Raw genomic sequence first — 21,210 nt, 5'->3', positions numbered from 1 at the left:
GGGGTCGGGTATGAGCCTGCTCGTGGTCGGCCTGAGCCACCGCACCGCCCCCGTCGGAGTCCTGGAGCGCGCCGCGCTCACCGGTGACGTCCCCGTCCGGCTGCTGCACGACGCGGCCGCCACGGCGACCGTCGGCGAGGCCGCGCTGGTCAACACCTGCAACCGGATCGAGCTCTACGCGGACGTGGACAAGTTCCACGCCGGCGTCGCCGAACTGTCCCTGCTGCTGGCCCACCACAGCGGCGTCGACCTGGAGGAACTCACCTCCCACCTCTACGTCCACTACGAGGACCGCGCCGTCCACCACCTCTTCTCGGTGGCCTGCGGCCTGGACTCGATGGTTGTCGGCGAGGGCCAGATCCTCGGCCAACTGCGTGACGCGCTGGCCCGCGCCCAGGAGGAGCACACCGCCGGGCGCGGCCTCAACGAGCTCTTCCAGCAGGCCCTTCGGGTCGGCAAGCGGGCCCACAGCGAGACCGGCATCGACAAGGCCGGCCAGTCGCTGGTCACCTTCGGCCTGGAGCAGATCGCCGAGCAGGCGGGCGAGATCGCGGGCAAGCGGGCCCTGGTGGTCGGCGCGGGCTCGATGAGCTCGCTGGCGGCCGCCACCCTGGTCCGCTCCGGCGTCACCGACCTGCTGGTCGCCAACCGCACCGGCGCCCGGGCCGAGCGCCTGGTGGAGATCCTCGGCGGTGCGGCCCGCACGGTCGACTTCGCCAAGGTGCCGGAGGTCCTGGCCGACGTCGACCTGGTGATCTCCTGCACCGGTGCGGCCGGTGTGGTGATCGGCACGGCCGAGGTGGCCGAAGCGGTCGCCACCCGGAGGCCCGGCACCCCGCTGGCCTTCCTCGACCTCGCCATGCCCCGCGACGTCGACCACGACGTGCACGGCCTGCCCGGCGCCCTCCTGGTCGACCTGGAGAGCCTGTCCCACGCGCACGCGGCCACCCCGGGCGCCGGGGACGTCGACGCGGTCACCACGATCGTCGCCGACGAGGTCGCCGCCTTCGCCGCCGCCCAGCGCGCGGCCCGGATCGCGCCCACCGTGGTCGCCCTGCGGTCGATGGCCTCCGACCTGGTGAGCAGCGAGCTCGCCCGGCTGGAGAGCCGCCTGCCGGACCTGGACGACCGCTCCCGGGCCGAGATCACCCAGACCGTCCGGCGGGTCGTGGACAAGCTGCTGCACGCGCCGACCGTGCGGGTGAAGCAGCTCGCGGCCGAGCCGGGCGGCGCCTCCTACGCGGAGGCGCTGCGCGAACTGTTCGACCTGGACCCGGCGGCAGTGCAGGCTGTCTCCGGTACACCGGTCGGAGCCCCGATCGGCAGCCAGCCCACGCACCCCGACAGCCAGTCGGCCGGAGCATCCAGATGAACCACCAGTCAGCCACCCAGCACGACCAGGACGAACCCATGCATGGTCAACCGAGCAGCCCCCAGGGCGAGCCGCGACCGCTCCGCCTCGGCACCCGCCGGAGCGCCCTCGCGATGGCCCAGTCGGGCATGATCGCCCGTGAGGTGTCCCGGGTCACCGGCCGCCCCGTCGAGCTGGTGGAGATCACCACCTACGGCGACACCTCGCGCGAGGCCCTCGCCCAGATCGGCGGCACCGGAGTCTTCGTCTCCGCCCTGCGCGACGCCCTGCTGGAGGGGCGGATCGACCTCGCCGTGCACTCCCTCAAGGATCTGCCCACCGCAGCCCCCGAGGGCCTGCGGCTGGCCGCCGTCCCCGAGCGCGAGGACGCCCGGGACGCCCTGGTCGCCCGGGACGGCCTCGGCCTGGAGCACCTGATCGAGAAGCTCGCCGGCCGCCCGGCCCGGATAGGCACCGGCTCCCCGCGCCGGACGGCCCAGCTCAACGCCTGGGCCGCGGCCCGCGGCGCGGCCCTGGAGACGGTGGCGATCCGCGGCAACGTGGACACCCGGATCGGCTACGTCGACAAGGGCGAGCTGGACGCCGTCCTGCTCGCCACCGCCGGCCTCAACCGGCTCGGCCGTGCCGAGGAGATCACCGACCACCTCGACCCCGAGGTGATGCTGCCGGCCCCCGGCCAGGGCGCCCTGGCCGTCGAGTGCGTCGACCCGGAGCTGGCCGGACGGCTGTCCGAGCTGGACCACCGGCCGACCCGCGCCGCCGTCGTAGCCGAGCGCGCGCTGCTGGCCGCGCTGGAAGCCGGCTGCTCCGCCCCCGTCGCGGCCCTCGCGACCTGGGAAGGAACCGAACTGCGGCTGGAGGGCGCGGTCGGCACCGTCGACGGCGCCACCCTGCTGAAGATGACCGCCACCGGCCCGATCGTCCTGGACGAGGACGCCGAGCAGCAGGCGGCGGCCCTGGGCCGCGCGCTGGCTGCCCGGCTGCTCGCCGAGGGCGCGGCCGACCTGATGGGGGAGCGAGCCCGATGAGCCCCACCACCACTGCCACCGCCGCCGGGCCGGTCCCCACGACCGGCCGCTGTACCTTCCTGGGGGCCGGACCGGGTGACCCCGGACTGCTCACCCTGCGCGCCGTCGACGTGCTGGCCTCGGCGGACGTCCTGGTCGCCGACCCGCTCACCGCCGCCGCGGTACGCACCCACTGCCCGAGCGGTGTCCAGGTGCACAGCCCGGCCGAGGACGCCGGCCTCGACGTCGCCAAGCTGGTCGCGGACGCCGTCCGGGCCGGCAAGCACGTGGTCCGCACCGTCGACGGCGACCCCGGCCTGGACGGCTGCGCCGCGGACGAGATGCTGGTCTGCGCCCGCTCGGCGATCCCCTTCGAGGTGATTCCCGGCGTCGCCCAGTCGGTCGGTGTCCCGGCCTACGCGGGCGTCCCGCTGCGCGGCAGCCACGGCGCCGACGTGCGCTTCGTGGACGGCCCGGCGCTGCTGGCCGGGAACGTGCCGGACCTCGGCGCGCCGGAGACCACCCTGGTGGTCCGCACCACCCTCGGGCAGCTGCCGGCCACCGCCAACGCCCTGGTGGCCAACGGCCGCAAGCCCGAGGCGGCGCTCTGCGCGACGCTCTCCGGCACCACCACCCGCCAGCGCACCTTCACCTCCACGCTGGCCGCGATCGCCGCCGACCTGAAGGCGGCCCGGGTGCTGCCCTCGCCGGTGTCGGCGCCGGTCGACCCGGCCACCTCGGTGATAGCCGTGGTGGGCGAGCAGGTCGCGCACCGCTCGTCGCACTCCTGGTTCGAGACCAAGCCGCTGTTCGGCTGGAACGTCCTGGTGCCGCGCACCAAGGAGCAGGCCCACGGCCTCTCCGACCAGCTGCGCTCGTACGGCGCGGTGCCGCAGGAGGTGCCCACCATCGCGGTGGAGCCGCCGCGCACCCCGCAGCAGATGGAGCGTGCGATCAAGGGCCTGGTGACGGGCCGCTACGAGTGGATCGCCTTCACCTCGGTCAACGCCGTCAAGGCCGTCCGGGAGAAGTTCGAGGAGTACGGGCTGGACGCCCGGGCCTTCGCCGGCATCAAGGTCGCGGCGGTCGGCGAGACCACCGCGCAGGCGCTGGTGGACTTCGGCGTCAAGCCGGACCTCGTCCCCTCGGGCGAGCAGTCGGCCGCCGGGCTGCTGGAGGACTGGCCGCCGTACGACCCGGTCTTCGACCCGATCGACCGGGTGCTGCTGCCGCGGGCCGACATCGCCACCGAGACCCTGGTGGCCGGTCTGGTCGAACTCGGCTGGGAGGTGGACGACGTGACGGCCTACCGCACCGTCCGCGCCTCGCCGCCACCGGCCGAGACCCGGGAGGCGATCAAGGGCGGTGGCTTCGACGCCGTGCTCTTCACGTCCTCCTCCACCGTGCGCAACCTGGTGGGCATCGCGGGCAAGCCGCACAACGTTACGATCATCGCCTGCATCGGCCCGGCGACCGCCAAGACCGCCGAGGAGCACGGCCTGCGGGTCGACGTGATGGCGCCCGCGCCGTCCGCCGGCGCGCTGGCCCAGGCCCTCGCGGAGTTCGGCGCCAACCGCCGGGACACCGCGACGGCCGCCGGTGAGCCGGTCTACCGGCCCAGCGAGCGCCGTCCCGGCTCGCGCCGCAAGGCCGCGCGCTGACACCCCGCCCGGGGAGGCACCGACGCCTCCCCGGGCCTCTCACTGTTCGGAGTCGCCCTGTGTCCGCCCAGTTCCCGTCCGTCCGCCCGCGCCGACTGCGCAACTCGCCGGCGATGCGCCGGCTGGTGGCGCAGACCAGGCTGCATCCGGCCGAGCTGATCCTGCCCGCGTTCGTCCGGGAGGGGATCAGCGAGCCGCGGCCGATCGGCTCGATGCCCGGGGTCGTCCAGCACACCCGGGACACCCTGCGCAGGACGGCCGTGGAGGCGGCCGAGGCCGGCCTGGGCGGCATCATGCTGTTCGGCGTCCCGCAGGTGCAGGACGCGATCGGCAGCGAGGGCACCAACCCCGACGGGATCCTCCAGCAGGCGATCCGGGACGTGGTCGCCGAGGTCGGCGACGCCCTGGTGGTGATGTCCGACCTCTGCCTGGACGAGTACACCGACCACGGGCACTGCGGCGTGCTCGCCGAGGACGGCAGCGTCGACAACGACGCCACCCTGGCGCGGTACGCGGACATGGCCGTGGTGCAGGCCGACGCGGGCGTCCACCTGGTCGGGCCGTCCGGGATGATGGACGGTCAGATCGGTGTGGTCCGGCGGGCCCTGGACGAGGCGGGCCACCAGGAGGTCGGCATCCTCGCGTACACCGCCAAGTACGCCTCGGCGTTCTTCGGCCCGTTCCGCGAGGCCGTCGGCTCCTCGCTCCGGGGCGACCGCAAGAGCTACCAGCAGGACCCGGCCAACGCCCGCGAGTCGCTGCGCGAGCTGGAGCAGGACCTCGCCGAGGGCGCGGACCTGGTGATGGTCAAGCCGGCCATGGCCTACCTGGACGTCCTGCGGCAGATCGCCGACGCCTCGCCGGTGCCGGTGGCCGCGTACCAGGTGTCGGGTGAGTACTCGATGGTCGAGGCCGCCGCCGCGAACGGCTGGGTGGACCGGGAGCGGATCATCCTGGAGACGCTCACCTCGATCCGCCGGGCCGGTGCGGAGCAGATCCTGACCTACTGGGCCCTGGAGGCCGCCGGGATGGTCCGGTAGCCGGTACGCCGACCACCACGGACGCACGGAGGCCGGGCCGCGGCGAACCGCGACCCGGCCTCCGTGCGTCCGGCCGGCGTCAGTCGATGACGGCGATGCCCTCCTGGCCGCCGCCGACCGTGGTGTCGGTCGCCCAGCCCCACTGGTACCCGGCCGCGAAGATGTGGCTGGTGGCCCCCCAGCCGTGCTGCTCGCCGGCGAGGAAGGGCTCGTGCGCGGACGCCACGAACTCGCTGCCGCCACCGGCGGCGACCTCGGCGTGGGCGGGGGCGGCGACGGCGGCGACGGCGACGGCGGCGACCGAGGTCAGCAGCGCCTTGCCCAGCATGCTCTTCATGGGATGTCCTCTCTTCTGCGCACCTTCGGCACCCTGCGGACGGAGCCGACGGAACGCGTGACGGGGGTCACTACACGTGATCACAATGGTGTGTGCGGCGACAGTCGGTACGCGCCCGAACCGACGCCCTGTCACCCGGACGCACCGCAGCCGAACGGGTGGACACCGCGCCTCGGAAACGGCGGACGCCGGGCCAGGAGGGTGGATCCCCCCGGCCCGGCGTCCGCTGTTGCCCGACTGATCAGCCGATCAGGTGGCTGACGCCACCGTCGCCGCTGCCCACGGTGTTCTGGCCGACGACGCAGGTCTGCTCCGGGTTGTTGTTCAGAGCCTTGACCTCGATCGGCACCGCGGCGCCGATGACGGCGACGGCGATGTTGTGAACCTCCGGCAGGCACAGGTTCGGGTTGTCGAGGGTGTGGTAGTTGGGGCTGTGGTTGCCCTCGGTGCCGGTGTGGTTGGTGCCACCGTTGCCCTGGCCGGAGACGGCGGCGCCGTCCGAATCGCCGATGGCCATCGCGGGGGCGGTGGCCATGGTGAAGCCGGCGGCGGCGATACCGGCGACGGCGAGAGCCTTCTTGATCATTTCTGAGGTTCCTTTTCGGATCTGATGGAGTGGAGCGAGTGCCCAACCGGTGGCTCAGATTGGGCCGGTGGAGCGAGCCCGGCCGGGGGAGCGGGCCGGACCCTGGACCAGTGCGGTACGTACGGGTCCCGGACTGGGGGGTGGTGGGGCCGGGCCGGCGGCGCGGTGGCCGACCGGCCCGGCCCCAGCCGGAGACGGCCTCAGCCCACCAGGTGGGACACGCCGCCGTCGCCGCTGCCGAGGGTGCTCTGGCCGACGACGCAGGTCTGCTTCGGCTGGTTGTTCAGAGCGGCCACCTCGACCGGGACCGCGACACCGAGCACGCCGACACCGATGTTGTGGATCTCGGGCAGGCAGATGTTCGGGTTGTCGAGGAAGTGGAAGTTGGGGCTGTGGTTGCCGTAGGTGCCGGTGGAGTTGGTCCCACCGTTGCCCTGGATCGAGGCGGCGGAGCCGTCCGAGTCGCCGATGGCGGCGGCGGGCGTGGCGACGGCGGCCAGCGCGGCGGCAGCCAGGCCGACGGAGGCGAAGGTCTTCTTGAGCATGAGCTGAGATACCTCTCTGAATGCTAGGGACGGTCGTCTCGGCGGGCTTGACCGCTGTTTCGTGCAAAGCGTTCAACGAGCGACCCGGTCTGCGGTTGCTAGCCCGTCAGGGGGGATTTCGGAATGCGACCGAACCTTGAAGATCAAGGGCTTCACGCCGATCCGCGATCCGACTCCTGCCGCCGTCCTGGCTGCGACAACCAGCTCAAAGAATCAGCGGCGGGAAAGTTACGCAGATTCTGCGGGACGGCCCGGGGATCGCTCGGGGGAGTGTCAGACGGTCGGATTAATAGGCCGTACCGGTTAATCTCGCCGCCGCGAGCGGGCGTGGCTCGTTTGGACAGAGTGCTTTCCGCTGCACGGCGGTACGGATCCGAAGCAGATCAAATGATCATGGACAGAACGGTGAACAGCATGAAGCTCTCCAAGCGGGCGACCGGGGCCCTGCTCCTGGCGGTCGGCGCAGGCGTCGTCGCGGCCCAGGGCGCGGCCGCGGCAGCCCCCATGTCGTCCCAGGACGTCGCCGCGCTGGAGGACGGCCTGTCCACCGGAACGGTCCCCTTCACCATCCCGCTGAGCGCCCCGACCAGCCGGCTCCCCGTGCTGGGCGAGGGCGGCGAGGTCTCCGGGGCGATCCCGACCTCCCCGCTGATGCCGCCGGTGCCGCAGGAGCGGCCCACCCTGCTGCCCGAGCAGGTCGTGCCCGCCCTCTCCTCGGGCAAGGTCGGCCCGGCCCTGAAGACCACCCTGCCGCTGCCCGCGGCCGCCGAGGGGCTCACCCCCGGCACCCTCGGCCTGGACGCCCCCTCGGCGCCGCTGCACGCGACCGGCCCGGCCCTCGAACTCGGCCAGCCGGTCAAGTACCTCAACGACCACAGCGGGGAACTCGCGGACGGGGCGCTGTCCTTCGGTGAGCTCGACCCCCGGGTGGTGAGCGCGGGCGTGCAGGCCGTTCCGGGCGCCAGCGCCTCGCTCGGCGGCGACGACCGGCCGGTGTCCGCGGTCGACACCGTCCGCACCCTCTCCGCGGCGGCCACCACGAGCATCGACGGGGTGCTCAACCACGGCGCCGGGGAGTGATCCCGGGGCCGGCCCGCTGACGGCCCGCCGGCCCGCCCGCCGGACGACGCGCCGGAGCCCGGCACCTCCCCCGAGGAAGGTGCCGGGCTCCTTGGTGCCTCCGCCGCCCGGGCGGCGTGCTCAGCCCGGCAGCACGCCCAGCAGCGGACCGACGGCGGGCAGGTCCTTGGCGCCGCCGCCGGCGGTCAGCGGGCCGGTGAGCGTCCCGGTGCCGATGGCCGGCAGGCCGTTGTCGGGCTGGACGCCCACACCGTTGTTCAGGAAGTCCGCGGACGACTGCGCCCAGGGGTCCAGCCGCAGCGTCTTGACCGGCGCGACGGCGTAGCCGAGGCCGGTGGTGGTGCCCTCCATGGCCTGGCCGACGTCGGTCGGCGCGAGCTTGGGCATCGGGATCTCCGGGGCGGGCAGACCCGGGGCGGGCTGGGCCGGGGCGGCGTGCGCCGCGGGGGCGGCACCGCCCAGCAGCATCGCCGCGCCGAGTACGGCGAGGGCGCCGGTGCCACTCGTCTTGAGTGCCATGCGGGACCAATCCTTCGGTGTGATCGGGTGGTTGGGGCAGCGGACCGGCCGTCGGCGGGCCCGATGCGAACTGCCCCCCGGCGCAGGCCGGGGGGCAGTCGACGCGATGCGGAACCGGATCAGCGGGTGATCAGCAGTCGTCGTCCACCACGGGGGTCTGCTGCACCTGCTGCGGGATCTCGACGTTGGCGCAGGAGTTGCCGAACGCGGGGTTCAGCGCGCCGATCACGTTGATCGAGTTGCCGCACAGGTTGACCGGGACGTGCACCGGGATCTGGATCGAGTTGCCGGACACCACACCGGGCGAGTTGGTGACGACCGCCTCGGCGCTGGAGCTGGCGGAGGCGCCGCCGGCCGCACCGAGCACCAGGCCGGCCGCGGTGGCCGAGAGCAGGGCGGCCTTCTTCACGTTCTGCATGGGGGTTGATCTCCTAGATCACACACGGGGAGGGGTGCGCCGCACCGCCACGGGGGCGGTGCGGCGCGGGCGACGCGGGCGCAGCCGCGTCAGCGCCGGCTGAGTCAGCCGACGTTGGCGCAGGAGTTGCCGAACGCCGGGTTGAGGATCGAGATGACACCGATCGAGTTGCCGCAGATGTTGACCGGGATGTGCACCGGGATCTGGATGTTGTTGCCGGAGAGCACGCCGGGGGAGTTGGCGACGACGGCCTCGGCGCTGGAGCTGGCGGCGGCGCCGCCGGCGGCACCGAGCACCAGGCCGGCCGCGGCGAGCGAGAGGGCGGCAGCCTTCTTGATGTTGCGCATGGGGTTCTTCCTCCGTATTCTGCCCGACTCTTGGAGGTCGGGTGCCGGGCGAATCAGCATCATCGCCCGATGGCTTCGGGATGGGCCGTGATTGTCACTCACGCGGCTCAGGGATTGCGTGTCGCCCGTGGCTTGGGCGGGTGCGGCCGCGCGCTCTCAGGTGCACCCGCGGTCATTTCTCGCACGGCCGAGAAACATCCGCACTCCGGTGCGTCCAGGAGAGTGCCTCGAAGAACTGGGGTTCGAGGACAAATTGACGAACCGTCGGGCCGGACCGCGTTTCCGGTCGGCCGGGACGAGCGGTCCGCCGCCCTCCTGGGTTCCCTCGGCTCCTGGTGGGGCCATAGCCGGAGCCGGCCCGTCCGGTGGGAGTCGAACGGGCCCGTCGGAATCAGGCGTTGAGGCAGGAGTTGCCGAACGCCGGGTTCAGCAGGCCGACGATGTCGACGGTGTTGCCGCAGAGGTTGATCGGCACGTGCACCGGGATCTGGAGCTGGTTGCCGGACAGCACACCGGGCGAGCCGGTGGTGACACCCTCGGCCGACGCGCCGCCGGCGGCGGCAACGCCGGCGGAGCCGAGCAGCAGGGCCGCGGCCGCGGCAGAACCGAACGCGCCGTAGGCGAGCTTGCGCATGGTGAGGTCTCATTTCTTCGCCCGAGGGCGAGCACCGGATGGAGCTGGTTTCGCCAGGGAGAACGAGCCGGCCCGCGCGGGGAAACGGGTGGGCCGCGTGATCACCCGAATGCCTTCATTAATGCAACCGGGTGAATGTCGACCCTCCGCCGGAACCGGCTTCCCGGGGCTTCGTTGGGGGTGGTGCACGCCCTGTGCGCTTCCGTGCCGAGCCAACGGTGCCTGGCAAACGGAAGATCTGATTTTTCGAGGAGACTCATATGAGCGTCAAGAAGGTTGCCGCTGTCGGCGCCGCCGTTGTCGGCATCGTTGCGGCTGGTGCGGGCTCCGCCATGGCGAGCTCCAGCGCCGAGGGCGTTACGGCGGGCTCCCCCGGCGTGCTGAGCGGCAACCAGGCTCAGGTCCCGGTGCACATCCCGGTCAACGTCTGCGGCAACTCGGTGGACATCATCGGCCTGCTGAACCCGGCCTTCGGCAACTCCTGCGCCAACGTCGGCTGACGCTGACCCACAGGTCCTAGCCGACCTGCTGGTCGATTCCGCAGTACCCGGGCCGCCGCTCCGTCTCTCCCCCTCCTGAGACGCGGAGCGGCGGCCCTGCCGCGTCCCCGGGCGGTGCGTTCCGCGGCCTCGCGTTCTGCGATTGTCCGGTCGTCCGACCCGCGGCCCGGCCGCTTCGGTGGCGTCCGGACTCTTGTTGCGTTACTTGTCAGTACCTAACATTCAGGTCCGCACAGAAGTCGGCCGGTGGCCCTGCTGGCCGCCGCCGGGCTGTCGCTCGCCCTCGGCCTGGGCGCGGCGCCCGGCGCCCTCGCGGCGGCCGCCGCTCCGGCCGCCGCGGAACGCGTGGCGAAGACCCCCGCGATCGTCGCGCTCGGTGACAGCGCCATCTCGGGCGAGGGCGCCGGCACCGACACCGGCGACGACTACACCCCCGGCACCGACACCCCCACCGACTACTGCCACCGCAGCGCCAGGTCGGAGATCTTCGTCACCGGTCTCGGTGGCGTCACCCCCGTCGACCTCGCCTGCTCCGGCGCGCAGACCGGCGACCTGGTCAGCGACCCCGAACTCGCGAAGATCACCGGAGGCGGCAGCGGAGACTTCGGCGAACCCAAGCAGGACGTCCAACTCGCCCAGGTGGCAGCCCAGTACGACGTCAAGATGGTGGTCGTCACGATCGGCGCCAACGACGACTTCGACTTCAGCGGCATCATGCTGAGCTGCCTGGCCCAGTACTTCCCGATCCCCAAGTCCCAGGGCTGCCGCGACACCATCGGCACCCCGGAGATCGCCCGGCGGGCCGAGGGCGTCAAGCCCAAGGTGATCGCCGCGCTCACCGACATCCGCGACACCATGCGCAGGGCCGGCTACCAGGACTCCTCCTACCAGCTGGTCTACCAGTCGTACTTCACCCCGATCACCCCCGACATCCGGCGCAACGACTACGTCGGCAAGGTCGCCGACGGCTGCCCGGCCTTCCCCGAGGACCTCGCCTGGGGCCACAACCTGGTCGTCCCGATGCTCAGCGACGCGCTGCGGGACGCCGTCTCCCGGACGCCCGGGGTGCGCTACCTCGACCAGCGCCGGGTCAGTTACGGCCACGAGGTCTGCGCGGAGTGGACCAGTTCCCCGTACGAGTACACCAACGGCGACGTCATCGACCTCTCCGAGCGCACCCGCAACGGCTGCGACCAGGAGATCGGCATCCCCGGGGTGTGCATGAACATGGTGCGGCAGTCGTACCACCTGCGGGTCGCGGGCTACCGGGCCGAGGCGGTCTGCCTGGCGCAGTTCTACCAGCAGCCCTCGCTGGAGCAGGCGTTCTGCAGTCTCAACCAGCAGAACACCACCTCCATCACCCCGCTCACCCCCGGCCGGCCCTTCCCGGACGGGCCCGAGGGCGGCGCCTGGTACCAGCTGACCAACGCCGCCACCGGCACCGTGCTCGACCTCGCCGGCGGCGGCACCTACGGCGACTCCACCAACGGCCGCGGCGCGATCGTCTATCCGGCGGCCGGCAGCCTGAACCAGTCCTTCGTCCTGGAGGTCAAGCCGGACGGCAGCTACGAGCTGGACTTCAGCGGCAACCGCGCCATGTGCCTGGACGCGAGCGGCGGCTCCACCGCGCCCGGAACCCCGCTGCTGCAGTGGCGCTGCCACGGCGGCGGCAACCAGCACTGGGTGCTGAAGGCGGTCGGCGACGGCACCTACACGATCGCCACCTCCCAGGACCGGGGCAAGGTCGCGACGGCCTCCACCGCCCGCGACGGCCAGGGCAACCGGCTGGTGCAGCTCGCCGCCGACAGCGGCGCGGCCGACCAGCACTGGCAGCTGGAGAAGCTGGGCATCGTCCACCTGCACGGCTGACCACCGCCGGTGGGGGCGGGCCGCCCGCCCCCACCGGTGCCGCCGATCGCCGCAGGCCCGCTGGGATAGGGTCGTCCGATGCCCTCCGACCTCGCCGAACTGGCCCGATACGCCGCCGCCCTGGACGCCGGCGAGTTGGCCTGGGCCCATCTCCACGGCCGCCTGGACGCCGACGACACCCGCTGGCTGGCCTTCCTGCGCCGCTGCGACCTCGACACCCGGGCCGGTGACTTCGCCCGCCTCGAACACCTGGAGGAGGACGAGCACCTGCTCGTCGCCTGCCGCGAGCTGGCCGACGGCCGGGACGGCGCCGAACGGGTCTGGACCTACCTCGACGGCTGCCTGGCGGGCACCCCGTCCGCCGCCGGACGCCAGGAGTTCCTGCTCGACCGCGCCGCCGCCGGGCAGGGCATGGACTGGTCCTCGACCTCGGCCCTGATGGGCACGGACCGCCCCGAGGAGGTCGACGCCGCCCTCGACCGCGCCGACCCGCACGCGGGCGTCGCCCTGATCGGCCTCGCGGTCACCCACCCCGACCCGGCCGTCGTCCTCCCGCGGATCGCCCGCGCACTGGCCGATCCCGCCCACCGCGACCGGGCCGCCGTGGCCCTCGCCCACACCGCCCGCCTGCACGGCACCGTCGACGCCAGGTGCCTCGCCCTGCTGCGCGAGCTCCCCCGCGGCAACCCGGCCGACGACGACCTCTGGGCCTTCGTCCCCCGCCGCCACCTGCCGGCCTGGCTCTGGCGCCACCAGCTCCTCGGCCGCTTCGGCCGCCGCTGACCTCGGGACCCGGGCGTCACGCACGGCGGGGGTCCGTCGTTCCCGGGCCCGGGCCCGGGCCCGGGCCCGTGGGAGTGGTGGTCAGGCCGCGAGTGCGGCGGCGACGGTGCCGGGGAGCCAGTCGGCGCTGTGCGAGAACGAGAAGCCGAGCTGCTCGGCGCAGGAGTTGGCCATGCCGTAGTAGTGGCCGAAGGAGAACGGCGAGGCCCCGCCGGTGACCGGGCCGTAGCGCGGCCCGGCTGCGCCGTCCGCGTCGGCGATCAGCTCGCAGAGCTCCCGGGCGCCGAACTCGCCGTGCGAGCGGGCGTTGACCGGGCCGGTGAACCGGGCGCCCGCCGCCCAGACCAGGAAGTCGGCGATCTCCTCGTAGGCGATGAACGAGGACGGCCGGCCGTCGGGGTGGACGGCGACCGGCTCGCCCGCGCGGATCCGTCGGACGTAGTGCTCCAGCCGTCCGGTGAAGTCCTCGGCGCCGCCGCCGAGCACGTGGCCGGTCCGGACGGCCACGTACGGCAGCGCCCCGGACCCGGACCCGGACCCGGACCCGGACCCGGACCCGGAACCGGACCCGGCGTGGGCGAACACCGCCTCGGCCTGGCGCTTCCCCTCGGCGTAGTGGGCCTCGGCGAACGCGCCGTCCTGCCAGGGCAGGTCGAGCCGCACCGGTTCGGCGCCCGCGTCGAACGCGCTCTCGTCCAGGGGTTCGGCGGCGTGCAGCGGGCTGTACACCTCGATGGTGGAGGTCAGCACGTACCGGCCGGTGTGCCCCGCGAAGATCCGCTGGGCGGCGTCGGCCTGACGAGGGGTGTAGCAGACCTGGTCGATCACGGCGTCGAAGTCGCGGCCGCCGAGCGCCGCGGCGAGCGCGGCCTCGTCGTCCCGGTCGGCGCGCAGGTGTTCGACGCCGGGCGGCGGCACCGTCGAACCCCGGTTGACCACGGTGACCCGGACGCCGGCGTCCCGCAGCTTCACGATGACCCGCTTGCCGAAGTACCGGCTTCCCCCGATGACACAGACCGTCCGCACCGCGGCGACTCCCTCCCCGTCGACCCGGTCGGGTGAATCCCGCCGGTGGGATAAGTTTCGCGGCGGAACGACCCGGGGCTGAAGGGGGAAGCGTGGGAGATCGAGGCGCTGCGCCGAAAGACCGACGGAGTAACCGGCCGTCGGCCGACGGATCGACGGCGGGGCTGGACGCGGTCGACCTCCGGCTGCTGGAGCTCGTCCAGACGGACGGGCGGATCTCGCTCAGCGAGCTCGGCCGGCGGGTGCGGATGAGCCCGGCGGCGGTCGGGGAGCGGATCCGCCGGCTGGAGGGCAACGGCACCATCACCGGGTACGCGGCTCGGGTCAGCCCGGAGCGGCTGGGCTACCGGATCCAGGCGTTCGTCCGGCTGGCGCCGCACGGCGGGATCACGCTCTGCCACTTCCGCAGCCAGGAACTGATCGACCGTCCGGAGATCCTGGAGGTGCACCACGTGATCGGTGAGGACTGCTGGATGCTCCGGATCGCGGTGCGGGACACCGGCCACCTGGAGGAGTTGCTGGAGCGGCTCTCCTCGCTCGGGCGCACCACCACCTCCGTCCTGCTGTCCTCGCCCGTCGAGCGGCGGGTCCTGCTGCCGGCGGCGCCGGACGCCTGAGGGCGCCCCTCGGGTGACGTACGGTCAGGGCTGCTGCGGCGGGCCCCCGGTGCCGCCGCCGCGTACCCCCAACTGGTCTAGTCCACTCATTGACATCGCGCCCCGACCGCCCCAATAGTGGCCACCATCCGACCACGACCAGGAGGCCACCGGTGCCCTCTCCCTCAGCAGCGGACTTCGCGGCCGCGGCCCACGCCGCCATCGACCGCGTCAGCAAGGAACAGGCCGAAGGAGTGGCGGCCGCAGCCGAGTTGATCGTGGCCGCGCTCGCCGCCGACGGCGTCGTCCAGGCCTTCGGCACCGGCCACTCCGAGGCCCTCGCGATGGAGATCGCCGGCCGCGCCGGAGGGCTCGTGCCCACCAACCGGATCGCCCTGCGCGACGTGGTGCTGCGCGGCGGCCGCCCGGTGGAGATCCTCGAAGGCCCCGACCTGGAGCGCGGCACCGAGTCCGCCGCCCTCCTGTGGGAGCTCACCGCCCCGCATCCCGCCGACGTCTTCGTGCTGGCCTCCAACTCGGGTGTCAACGGCTGCGTGGTCGAACTGGCCCACCTGGCCAAGCGGCACGGCCACCCCCTGATCGTGATCACCTCCGCCGAACACACCGCCCGGGTCGAGCCCAAGCACCCCTCCGGCCTGCGGCTGCGCGACCTCGCCGACGTCGTCCTCGACAACGGCGCCCCGTACGGCGACGCCGTCCTGCCGATGGCGGGCGGCGGCCGGGCCTGCGGCATCTCCTCGATCACCGCCGCGCTGCTCGCCCAGCAGATCGTCGCCGAGGTGATCCGCCGGATCGAGCAGACCGGCGGCGTCCCGCCGGTCTACCTGTCGGCCAACGTCCCCGGCGGCGACGAGCACAACCGGGCCCTGGAGGCCCGCTACGTGGGCCGCATCCGGCGCGCCTCGTGACCGCGAGCCCCCTCGTCCTCGGCCTGGACGTCGGCGGCTCCACCACCCGCGTCCTGGTCGCCGACCTCACCGGACGGATCCTGGGCGCCGCCCGCGGCCCCGGCGGGAACCCGCTCTCCAACGGTGAACCGGCCGCGGCCCGGGCGATCGCCGACACCCTCGGCGCCGCCCTCGCCGACGTCGACCCGGGCCGGGTCGCCGCCGGCGTGCTCGGCCTGGCGGGGGGCCGCGCGGGCGCCCCGGAGCTGGCCCGGATCTGGTCCGGTGCCGGCCTGCCCCGGGCTCCCCGGCTCACCGGCGACGTCGAGCTGGCGTACGCGGCGGGTACCGGTCGCCCGGACGGCACCGCGCTGATCAGCGGCACGGGAGCGGTCGCGGCACTGTTCCGGGACTTCGCGATGGTCCGCTGCGCCGACGGCCACGGCTGGCTGCTCGGTGACCGGGGATCGGGCTTCTGGCTGGGCCGGGCCGCCGTCCGCACCGCGCTCACCGCCGTCGACCGGGGCGAGCTCCCCCCGACCGGCCTCGCGGCCGAGGTGGTCGCCGCCCTGCTGCCGGGACCGCTCCCGGGGCCGCCGCCGGAGCCGCCCGCCCAGGAGGTGCCGGTCGCCGAACGGGAGGGGGCCGGCGCGCTGCGCCTGCGCGCCGCGCTGATCGGCGCCGTCCACGCCGAGCCGCCGGTACGGCTGGCGCGGCTGGCCCCCCTGGTCCTCGACGCGGCCCGCGCCGGCGACCCGGCCGCCCGCCGCCTGGTGGAGCGGGCCGCCGACCACCTGCTGGAGAGCCTCGGGACGGTCCGCGAGCCCGGGTCCGCGCTCCCGGTCGTGCTGGCGGGCGGTGTCCTCGACGCCGCCACACCGCTCGCCGAAGCGGTCCGTGCCCGGGTCGCCGACCGCTGGCCGCGGGCCCGGGTCACCCATGCCGGCAACGGCGCGGGCGCGGCGGCCTGGCTCGCCGCCCGCAGCCTGGGCGGCCCCGCGGACCTGACCGAGCTGCACCGCCGGCTGGTCCGCGTCCCGGCCCCGGTCGCAGGGCCGGACGGATCGGTTCGCCCCTGACCGGGACTGAGCGGGCGTCAACCCGTCCGGCCGGATGCCGGACGGTCCCGCCCCTCCCGCGGACCGGCGCCGAGGACGAGGTGTCGCTGACGACGCCGCGACGGACCCGACCCCGGAGCGTGACGATCCGTCAGGTCGGGCCGGAGGCGGAGTCACTCCCGGATGTCGTCGTTGAACAGGGGTTTTGCCCGGTTCTCGACTGATCTCCGGACACGACTCGGTAACTATCGGTAGTCAAACCTTCAGTCAGGGATCGGCTGCCCTCTACTGTCGGCCGACACTTCCCAGTCGATGAACGAGGAACCACCGTGACCACTCCGCCTACCCCCGAGGCGCAGGACCAGGCCGCTTTCCCGCAGTACCCGGCACCCGTCGCCGAGCCGCCGAAGAAGCGCCGTGCGGGCCGGATCCTGCTGGTGCTGCTCGGTGTCGTCGTGCTCCTGGTCGCGGCCGTGGTGGCCATCGGCTACGTGGTGAAGGACGACCCGTCGGTCGCCCAGGTCGGCAACTGCGTCCACAACTCGGGCAGTGACACCAAGCCCGACGTGAGCATCGTCGACTGTGGTGCGGCCAACGCGGACTTCAAGGTCCTCAAGGTCGTCCAGGGCAAGGACGACAAGGAGTGCGAGGCCGTCGAGGGCTTCGAGGCCGCGTACAGCGAGGAGTCCTCCTCGAACAGCTTCATCCTCTGCCTCGGCGCGAACAGCAAGAGCTGACGCCCCGCCCGCCCGCCCCGAGCCCTCCGAGGCCCGGGGCGGGCATCGGCCTGCGGTGCGGCGACCCCGCGAGGGCGGCCCCGGCGCAGGTGCGGCAGCCCCCCTGCGGCGGTACGACATCGCGGCAGGCGGGGCCTTCGGCGTTCCCGGGCCGGTGGCGGTGGCGGTGGCGGTGGCGGTGGGCGAGGGTCAGGGCCAGACCAGGCAGTACAGCTGGTGCCCCGCCTCGTGCAGCCGGTTGGCGAAGTCCTGCCACTCGTGCAGCTATTGGCCCCCGCAGGCCCGTGACCTGGGGTTTTGTCGCCAAAGTGCCGCTGACCAGCGAAAACTACCTTCAGTAGTTGACGCTGGTCAGCGGCGTTTTTCACCCCCATGTGCCCTGGATGTGCCCTCGTTTCGCACCGGTTTTCAGCGCCTTGCGGGGAGGCCGGGCCTGCTGATCGGCAGGTCAGCCGGCGGCGGGCGAGCCGTTGCTGCTGCGGTCGTCGAGGACGATGTGGGGCTGCTGCAGGCGCTCGCTGCCGACCTCGTCGTCGGCGGGTCGGGTGCTGTTGATGACGGCGGCGATGCGCTCGTAGCTGGTGACGGCGAGGGTCCACGTCTCGATGCCGGTGTCCTTGCCGAGGCCGCTGCAGACGGTCTCTCGGAGCGCGTTGAGAAGGGCGAGGGTGCTGCGGCCGGACAGGACCGTGTCCTCGTTGCTGTCGTTGACCGGCTTCGAGAAGTGGTCGGTGCCTTCGACCTGAGCGGCCAGGAACTCCCAGGTCTCAGGGTGGCAGGAGATTGAGACGGTCTTCACCGCAGCGGCCTTGCGGAGGGTGCTGACGTGGTTCTCCCAGATGAAGGGCTCCGGGATCAGGCCGGACACGTCGTTGGCGCGACTGCTCGGGAGGTCGTCGACTGCGGCCTGCTCCGGCGAGACTGCTTCCGTGTGCGCCGGCTCGGTCTCCGTGTCCTGATCCACAGCGGCGGCGGGAAGCAGGAGATCTGCGAGCTGAGCAGCGACTTCGGTCGCGATCAGCCGTGCCTGGTCCTCCGGGGAACTGGTGGCGGTGGTCGGCTGGGGCTCCGACGCTTCTGCGGACTGCGTTTCCGGCTCGGGTGCGACAGGCTCCGGAACGGCGCCCTGGCGCTCGGCGAGCTTGGCGGCCACCTCGGCGGTGATCTGGCTGAGCTGGTCCTTGCTGAGGGCGTTCGGGGTGACCGGAGCATTGTCGGCGGGGGTGGTCTCGGACACGGTCGTCTCCTCGCTGTCGGAATCCGCGGCCTCGCCGGTCACGGTGGGGGTGGCCGGCTCTGCGGCCTGTTCGGACGCCGGGGGCTCGGCGGTGGGAAGCCCGGTGGTGTCGACGCTGTCGTCGTCGCCGGGAGAGTGAACAGCGTCGTTGTGGCTGTCCGCCTCCGGGGAGACCACCGTGGGCTGGCTCACGGTCTCGGGGGAGTCGATGGCGGGCCGAGGCGACCCGTCGTGGCCGGCTCCCAAGGGAGATCGGATGCTGTTCTGCAGGGCGCTGAGCTCAGCCCGCAGGTTGCCCAGCTGGCGGTGGAGGCTGCGGTTGTCCTGGTGGGCGCGGCTGGCTTCTTGCTGTTCCCGGGCGATCGCCTCGAGGAACTCGTCGCGGTGTTCGCTCAGGCCGGCCGCCAGCGTCGTGCTGAGTTCGGTCCGCAGGTTGTCGGTGTTGTTGCGGATCTCCTCCAGGCCGGCCTGGAGGGCCGTCACGACCTCTGCGCGCAGCAGTTCGACCTGATGGGCGGTGCCCCTCGCCATATCCCCTCCCGATCTCGCGCGCCTGTCGGGCTCGCGGCGGGTACAGCGTGGCGGCAAGGGCCAGTGCGTGATGAGGAGATGAGTGGGACTGTCGAGATCGCATCGATTACTGTCTGAGATCAGATCATCACGCTGGAGCGATGGTTCGTCAGTTCGATCTGCGCCTTCTCCGGAGCGACGTGTTGTTTTCTGTACGACTCGCCATTACGACTCGAACAGGGTCGGCTGGTTCCAGGGCGCGGCTATGGGTTGCCCCTGAGAGCCGAGCAGGCGTGCCAGCTGGTCAGTTTCGTGTTCGGTGAGGTCGGAGAGGAGGCGCGCTGTTGTGCCGATGAGTTCATCAAGGGGAACGTGGCTGCGGGCACCTCGTGCACTGGCCAAGCGGTAGGTGAAGCTGCAGTGCAGGACCGCACCGGAGGGTGTTGGCGCATCCGCCTCGATGACCGCCTCAGCCTGGCCCAGCGCCTCGCTGATGCCGGCGAGCTGGGAGTCGTGGACGACGTTGTCTCCGGGGCTGTCGTAGCCGATACGTCGATCGGTGACGAGCATTCGGATCGACGTAAGTGGGATGGAGAACCGGTCGGCCCGAGCGCGTACTTCGTCCAGAGTGGGCTCGTCATACCTTTCGGTCGTGTCGAGATCCTTCTGCGTCTGGGCGACGTACGCCCGAAAGCGCGACATCTGCAGAACGAGGTTGCCTTGATCCACTGCCCAGCGCCAAGGGCCGATCGGCGCGTTGGACGTGGTCCCCGGAGTAAGCGCGCAAACGTGACTCTGCCACTGCTGAGCCGCCGGCCGCATGAGGTGCTGAAGGTTCTCCGGGTCGCGGACCGGTGTGCGAAGCAGGAGCGGCAGGCTGATCAAGGGAAGCAGGCGACCCCAGAAGCCGCTGTCAGGAATCTCCTCAGCACTGAGAAGGTAGGCGAGGGTGGATTCGTCCAGGCGGCCGGAGCGTCGCAGCGTGCCTGGGAAGCTGGCCAGGGTGGAGCCTCCGCCCTGCCAGAGAGCCGCCATGAAGGCCGTCATCCGGTCTGCGACCAGGGGCACCATCCGGGCGGATACCGCTTCCACTGCCACGCGCGTCGGTGCGACATCTCCTTCACGGGCAGCTTCCACGCCGGTGACGACAGCGCTCCTGAACCGGGTGATCGCGGGGCCGTCCAGGGCGCCATGCCCGCCTTCGATCACCGAGCTGGAGATGAGTCGAGGGACGCTGGGGGTGTCCTGGGTGGGAACCAACTCGCCGAAGGCCGGAGTGTCGAGGAGCAGAGTTTGGTGTTCGGTGGCTGACGGTTGGAGGTCTGCCGCCGCACGGGATGCTTCGAGTTGCCCCAGGGACACGATCATCGGTCGGTCCTTGGTCTGCAGCCGGGCGATGTCGTCCTGGAGCTCCGCCGGGTTGGCCGTTGTTCGGAGATAGACGTGCCGGTCGGGGGTGCGGGTCGCCTGAGGCCAGCGGATCACCATGTCCGGGGCAAAGGTGTGGTTGAAGAAGCCTGTCGCGATGACCTCGGCTCGGGGGTCCATCCGGCGCAGTTGGTGCCCGATGATCTCTTTGACCCGGCCGAAGGGCTGCCTTGGATCCGTGTCGTCGAGCGCGGCCATGATCGCCTGCGATGCCTGATTCACCACTGCTCTCCCTTACGGATCAGTTCGGCAGCCACGATGGCTTCCCAGTCCTTGAGGGGGACCAGCGTCTCCTGCTTCTCTGACAGCACGATCAGCCACAGCCGCGACGCGACCATCGCAACGATCTCGGGGTCGATCGCCGACTCAGCGGAAGCTCGGTCAGCTGTTCCGAACACGCGTTCGTGATGGAGCAGAACCGCCGCCTCGACATGCTTCGGCGAGTCCAACTGCGACCAGGTGTTGGCGCGGAAGGGAGCCCATGTGATCCACATGAGGTGATCACTCAGAAGATGGCCGTTCTGGCACGCGACGTAACACTTCGCTACGAACTCGTCGAACTGAGTTCCCTGGTCACTGGGCTGCTGGTAGTTCTTCACCTCAGCACAGAACATGTCTCCGTGGTAGGGGGCGCCCCGCATGGCGCCTCCCAGGTCGAAGGAGAACGTCTGCCCACCATGAGGCCATGCCAGAGTCAGCCGTCGGGCGCACGACGGCGAGTCGGTGTTCGCATACGCGCCCGAGATTCTCATCGTGCCCTCAAGCCACATCTTTGCCCGGCGGGCGCCTGAGAATCCTTTGAGGTGGGCGTCTTCCCCCACTGCCACGTTGATCAGCGTAGAGGACTCCGGCGGCTCCCACCACGGGCAGGGGGCACTCGAACGGCTGGTCTCAACGTCCGATTGGCAGGAGCCAGTGCTGCCGCCCGAGGCGCCGCACATGCGCTCGCCGCCTACCGCGATGGCGGCCCCACCTTCTCCCGCCACGGCTGGGAGCCAACTGCGGCATGATT

General features: G+C 72.3%; 23 protein-coding genes. 12 read left to right on the top strand and 11 right to left on the bottom strand.

Annotation, left to right across the window (positions count from 1 at the left end):
• Positions 1-10 precede the first annotated feature (10 nt).
• Genes ACIOFR_RS07775 through hemB form a run of 4 tightly spaced genes read left to right on the top strand, consistent with a single transcriptional unit; the run spans position 11 to position 5,080 of the window.
• On the top strand, positions 11-1,372 hold the full coding sequence (locus tag ACIOFR_RS07775; protein WP_400993235.1) for a glutamyl-tRNA reductase: 1,362 nt from the start codon (positions 11-13) through the stop codon (positions 1,370-1,372).
• Between the two features lie 38 nt (positions 1,373-1,410).
• Positions 1,411-2,400 (top strand): hydroxymethylbilane synthase, encoded by a 990-nt coding sequence (gene hemC, locus ACIOFR_RS07770; RefSeq protein ID WP_400993284.1) that lies wholly within the window; start codon positions 1,411-1,413, stop codon positions 2,398-2,400.
• Entirely contained in the window at positions 2,397-4,040 is a 1,644-nt protein-coding gene (locus ACIOFR_RS07765; RefSeq protein ID WP_400993234.1) for a uroporphyrinogen-III synthase, read from the top strand. Before hemC ends, ACIOFR_RS07765 begins: the two co-directional genes overlap by 4 nt.
• Before the next feature lie 59 nt (positions 4,041-4,099).
• Complete coding sequence (gene hemB, locus ACIOFR_RS07760) at positions 4,100-5,080, top strand: porphobilinogen synthase (RefSeq protein WP_400993233.1); 981 nt, start codon at positions 4,100-4,102, stop codon at positions 5,078-5,080.
• A 79-nt stretch (positions 5,081-5,159) separates the two neighbouring features.
• Here the strand turns inward: hemB and ACIOFR_RS07755 are convergent, their stop codons facing one another.
• From ACIOFR_RS07755 to ACIOFR_RS07745, 3 genes are all read right to left on the bottom strand, one after another.
• Complete coding sequence (locus tag ACIOFR_RS07755; RefSeq protein WP_400993232.1) at positions 5,160-5,417, bottom strand: hypothetical protein; 258 nt, start codon at positions 5,415-5,417, stop codon at positions 5,160-5,162.
• A gap of 241 nt (positions 5,418-5,658) precedes the next feature.
• A complete protein-coding gene (locus tag ACIOFR_RS07750; RefSeq protein ID WP_400993231.1) occupies positions 5,659-6,003 on the bottom strand; it encodes a rodlet layer protein in 345 nt (114 codons plus the stop codon).
• Between the two features lie 200 nt (positions 6,004-6,203).
• The gene (locus tag ACIOFR_RS07745; protein ID WP_400993229.1) at positions 6,204-6,548 is read right to left on the bottom strand and encodes a rodlet layer protein; all 345 of its coding nucleotides are present in this window, start codon (positions 6,546-6,548) and stop codon (positions 6,204-6,206) included.
• 393 nt (positions 6,549-6,941) lie between these two features.
• Here ACIOFR_RS07745 and ACIOFR_RS07740 point away from each other — a divergent pair, with 393 nt between their 5' ends.
• Complete coding sequence (locus ACIOFR_RS07740; RefSeq protein ID WP_400993228.1) at positions 6,942-7,628, top strand: hypothetical protein; 687 nt, start codon at positions 6,942-6,944, stop codon at positions 7,626-7,628.
• 120 nt (positions 7,629-7,748) lie between these two features.
• On the opposite strand, the gene ACIOFR_RS07735 is transcribed toward ACIOFR_RS07740, so the two are convergent.
• The 4 genes from ACIOFR_RS07735 to ACIOFR_RS07720 form a co-directional block, all read right to left on the bottom strand.
• Entirely contained in the window at positions 7,749-8,147 is a 399-nt protein-coding gene (locus ACIOFR_RS07735) for a hypothetical protein (protein ID WP_400993227.1), read from the bottom strand.
• Positions 8,148-8,277: 130 nt separating this feature from the next.
• Positions 8,278-8,565, bottom strand: coding sequence for a chaplin (locus tag ACIOFR_RS07730; protein WP_400993225.1), 288 nt, complete (start codon positions 8,563-8,565; stop codon positions 8,278-8,280).
• A 104-nt stretch (positions 8,566-8,669) separates the two neighbouring features.
• Positions 8,670-8,912: a chaplin gene (locus tag ACIOFR_RS07725; RefSeq protein WP_400993223.1), complete on the bottom strand. Its 243-nt coding sequence runs from the start codon at positions 8,910-8,912 to the stop codon at positions 8,670-8,672.
• 391 nt (positions 8,913-9,303) lie between these two features.
• Positions 9,304-9,546: a chaplin gene (locus tag ACIOFR_RS07720; RefSeq protein WP_400993222.1), complete on the bottom strand. Its 243-nt coding sequence runs from the start codon at positions 9,544-9,546 to the stop codon at positions 9,304-9,306.
• A 260-nt stretch (positions 9,547-9,806) separates the two neighbouring features.
• On the opposite strand from ACIOFR_RS07720, the gene ACIOFR_RS07715 reads away from it, so the two are divergent.
• From ACIOFR_RS07715 to ACIOFR_RS07705, 3 genes are all read left to right on the top strand, one after another.
• Positions 9,807-10,046 carry a chaplin gene (locus ACIOFR_RS07715; protein WP_371497730.1) on the top strand — a complete coding sequence of 80 codons (240 nt, stop codon included), beginning with the start codon at positions 9,807-9,809 and terminating at the stop codon, positions 10,044-10,046.
• A 246-nt stretch (positions 10,047-10,292) separates the two neighbouring features.
• On the top strand, positions 10,293-11,915 hold the full coding sequence (locus tag ACIOFR_RS07710; protein WP_400993220.1) for an RICIN domain-containing protein: 1,623 nt from the start codon (positions 10,293-10,295) through the stop codon (positions 11,913-11,915).
• Between the two features lie 78 nt (positions 11,916-11,993).
• Entirely contained in the window at positions 11,994-12,698 is a 705-nt protein-coding gene (locus tag ACIOFR_RS07705) for a hypothetical protein (protein ID WP_400993219.1), read from the top strand.
• An 81-nt stretch (positions 12,699-12,779) separates the two neighbouring features.
• Here the strand turns inward: ACIOFR_RS07705 and ACIOFR_RS07700 are convergent, their stop codons facing one another.
• A complete protein-coding gene (locus ACIOFR_RS07700; protein WP_400993218.1) occupies positions 12,780-13,724 on the bottom strand; it encodes an NAD-dependent epimerase/dehydratase family protein in 945 nt (314 codons plus the stop codon).
• A gap of 92 nt (positions 13,725-13,816) precedes the next feature.
• On the opposite strand from ACIOFR_RS07700, the gene ACIOFR_RS07695 reads away from it, so the two are divergent.
• The 4 genes from ACIOFR_RS07695 to ACIOFR_RS07680 all read left to right on the top strand — a co-directional run bounded on the left by ACIOFR_RS07695 (position 13,817) and on the right by ACIOFR_RS07680 (position 17,023).
• The gene (locus ACIOFR_RS07695) at positions 13,817-14,341 is read left to right on the top strand and encodes an Lrp/AsnC family transcriptional regulator (RefSeq protein ID WP_400993217.1); all 525 of its coding nucleotides are present in this window, start codon (positions 13,817-13,819) and stop codon (positions 14,339-14,341) included.
• A gap of 152 nt (positions 14,342-14,493) precedes the next feature.
• Positions 14,494-15,249: a sugar isomerase domain-containing protein gene (locus ACIOFR_RS07690; RefSeq protein WP_400993215.1), complete on the top strand. Its 756-nt coding sequence runs from the start codon at positions 14,494-14,496 to the stop codon at positions 15,247-15,249.
• A complete protein-coding gene (locus tag ACIOFR_RS07685) occupies positions 15,246-16,307 on the top strand; it encodes an N-acetylglucosamine kinase (protein WP_400993213.1) in 1,062 nt (353 codons plus the stop codon). The genes ACIOFR_RS07690 and ACIOFR_RS07685 overlap by 4 nt, the downstream gene beginning before the upstream one ends.
• Before the next feature lie 308 nt (positions 16,308-16,615).
• On the top strand, positions 16,616-17,023 hold the full coding sequence (locus tag ACIOFR_RS07680) for a hypothetical protein (RefSeq protein WP_400993212.1): 408 nt from the start codon (positions 16,616-16,618) through the stop codon (positions 17,021-17,023).
• A 448-nt stretch (positions 17,024-17,471) separates the two neighbouring features.
• Here ACIOFR_RS07680 and ACIOFR_RS07675 read toward each other — a convergent pair whose 3' ends face one another.
• The 3 genes from ACIOFR_RS07675 to ACIOFR_RS07665 all read right to left on the bottom strand — a co-directional run bounded on the left by ACIOFR_RS07675 (position 17,472) and on the right by ACIOFR_RS07665 (position 21,025).
• Positions 17,472-18,791 (bottom strand): hypothetical protein, encoded by a 1,320-nt coding sequence (locus ACIOFR_RS07675; RefSeq protein ID WP_400993211.1) that lies wholly within the window; start codon positions 18,789-18,791, stop codon positions 17,472-17,474.
• Between the two features lie 204 nt (positions 18,792-18,995).
• The gene (locus tag ACIOFR_RS07670; RefSeq protein ID WP_400993209.1) at positions 18,996-20,420 is read right to left on the bottom strand and encodes a hypothetical protein; all 1,425 of its coding nucleotides are present in this window, start codon (positions 20,418-20,420) and stop codon (positions 18,996-18,998) included.
• Positions 20,417-21,025: a hypothetical protein gene (locus ACIOFR_RS07665; RefSeq protein WP_400993208.1), complete on the bottom strand. Its 609-nt coding sequence runs from the start codon at positions 21,023-21,025 to the stop codon at positions 20,417-20,419. The genes ACIOFR_RS07670 and ACIOFR_RS07665 overlap by 4 nt, the downstream gene beginning before the upstream one ends.
• Between the last annotated feature and the right edge of the window lie 185 nt (positions 21,026-21,210).

The organism is Kitasatospora sp. NPDC088346 (assembly GCF_044740765.1).
Classification (GTDB): domain Bacteria; phylum Actinomycetota; class Actinomycetes; order Streptomycetales; family Streptomycetaceae; genus Kitasatospora.
The sequence above is the reverse complement of the archived record's forward strand: the minus strand, read 5'-3'. Positions and strand labels throughout refer to the sequence as shown.

Excerpts from the sequence above, each read along its gene's own strand:
- ACIOFR_RS07775 (WP_400993235.1), top strand. The coding sequence starts at position 11 with ATGAGCCTGCTCGTGGTCGGCCTGAGCCACCGCACCGCCCCCGTCGGA.
- hemC (WP_400993284.1), top strand. The coding sequence starts at position 1,411 with ATGCATGGTCAACCGAGCAGCCCCCAGGGCGAGCCGCGACCGCTCCGC.
- ACIOFR_RS07765 (WP_400993234.1), top strand. The coding sequence starts at position 2,397 with ATGAGCCCCACCACCACTGCCACCGCCGCCGGGCCGGTCCCCACGACC.
- ACIOFR_RS07755 (WP_400993232.1), bottom strand. The coding sequence starts at position 5,417 with ATGAAGAGCATGCTGGGCAAGGCGCTGCTGACCTCGGTCGCCGCCGTC.
- ACIOFR_RS07750 (WP_400993231.1), bottom strand. The coding sequence starts at position 6,003 with ATGATCAAGAAGGCTCTCGCCGTCGCCGGTATCGCCGCCGCCGGCTTC.
- ACIOFR_RS07745 (WP_400993229.1), bottom strand. The coding sequence starts at position 6,548 with ATGCTCAAGAAGACCTTCGCCTCCGTCGGCCTGGCTGCCGCCGCGCTG.
- ACIOFR_RS07740 (WP_400993228.1), top strand. The coding sequence starts at position 6,942 with ATGGACAGAACGGTGAACAGCATGAAGCTCTCCAAGCGGGCGACCGGG.
- ACIOFR_RS07735 (WP_400993227.1), bottom strand. The coding sequence starts at position 8,147 with ATGGCACTCAAGACGAGTGGCACCGGCGCCCTCGCCGTACTCGGCGCG.
- ACIOFR_RS07730 (WP_400993225.1), bottom strand. The coding sequence starts at position 8,565 with ATGCAGAACGTGAAGAAGGCCGCCCTGCTCTCGGCCACCGCGGCCGGC.
- ACIOFR_RS07725 (WP_400993223.1), bottom strand. The coding sequence starts at position 8,912 with ATGCGCAACATCAAGAAGGCTGCCGCCCTCTCGCTCGCCGCGGCCGGC.
- ACIOFR_RS07720 (WP_400993222.1), bottom strand. The coding sequence starts at position 9,546 with ATGCGCAAGCTCGCCTACGGCGCGTTCGGTTCTGCCGCGGCCGCGGCC.
- ACIOFR_RS07715 (WP_371497730.1), top strand. The coding sequence starts at position 9,807 with ATGAGCGTCAAGAAGGTTGCCGCTGTCGGCGCCGCCGTTGTCGGCATC.
- ACIOFR_RS07705 (WP_400993219.1), top strand. The coding sequence starts at position 11,994 with ATGCCCTCCGACCTCGCCGAACTGGCCCGATACGCCGCCGCCCTGGAC.
- ACIOFR_RS07675 (WP_400993211.1), bottom strand. The coding sequence starts at position 18,791 with ATGGCGAGGGGCACCGCCCATCAGGTCGAACTGCTGCGCGCAGAGGTC.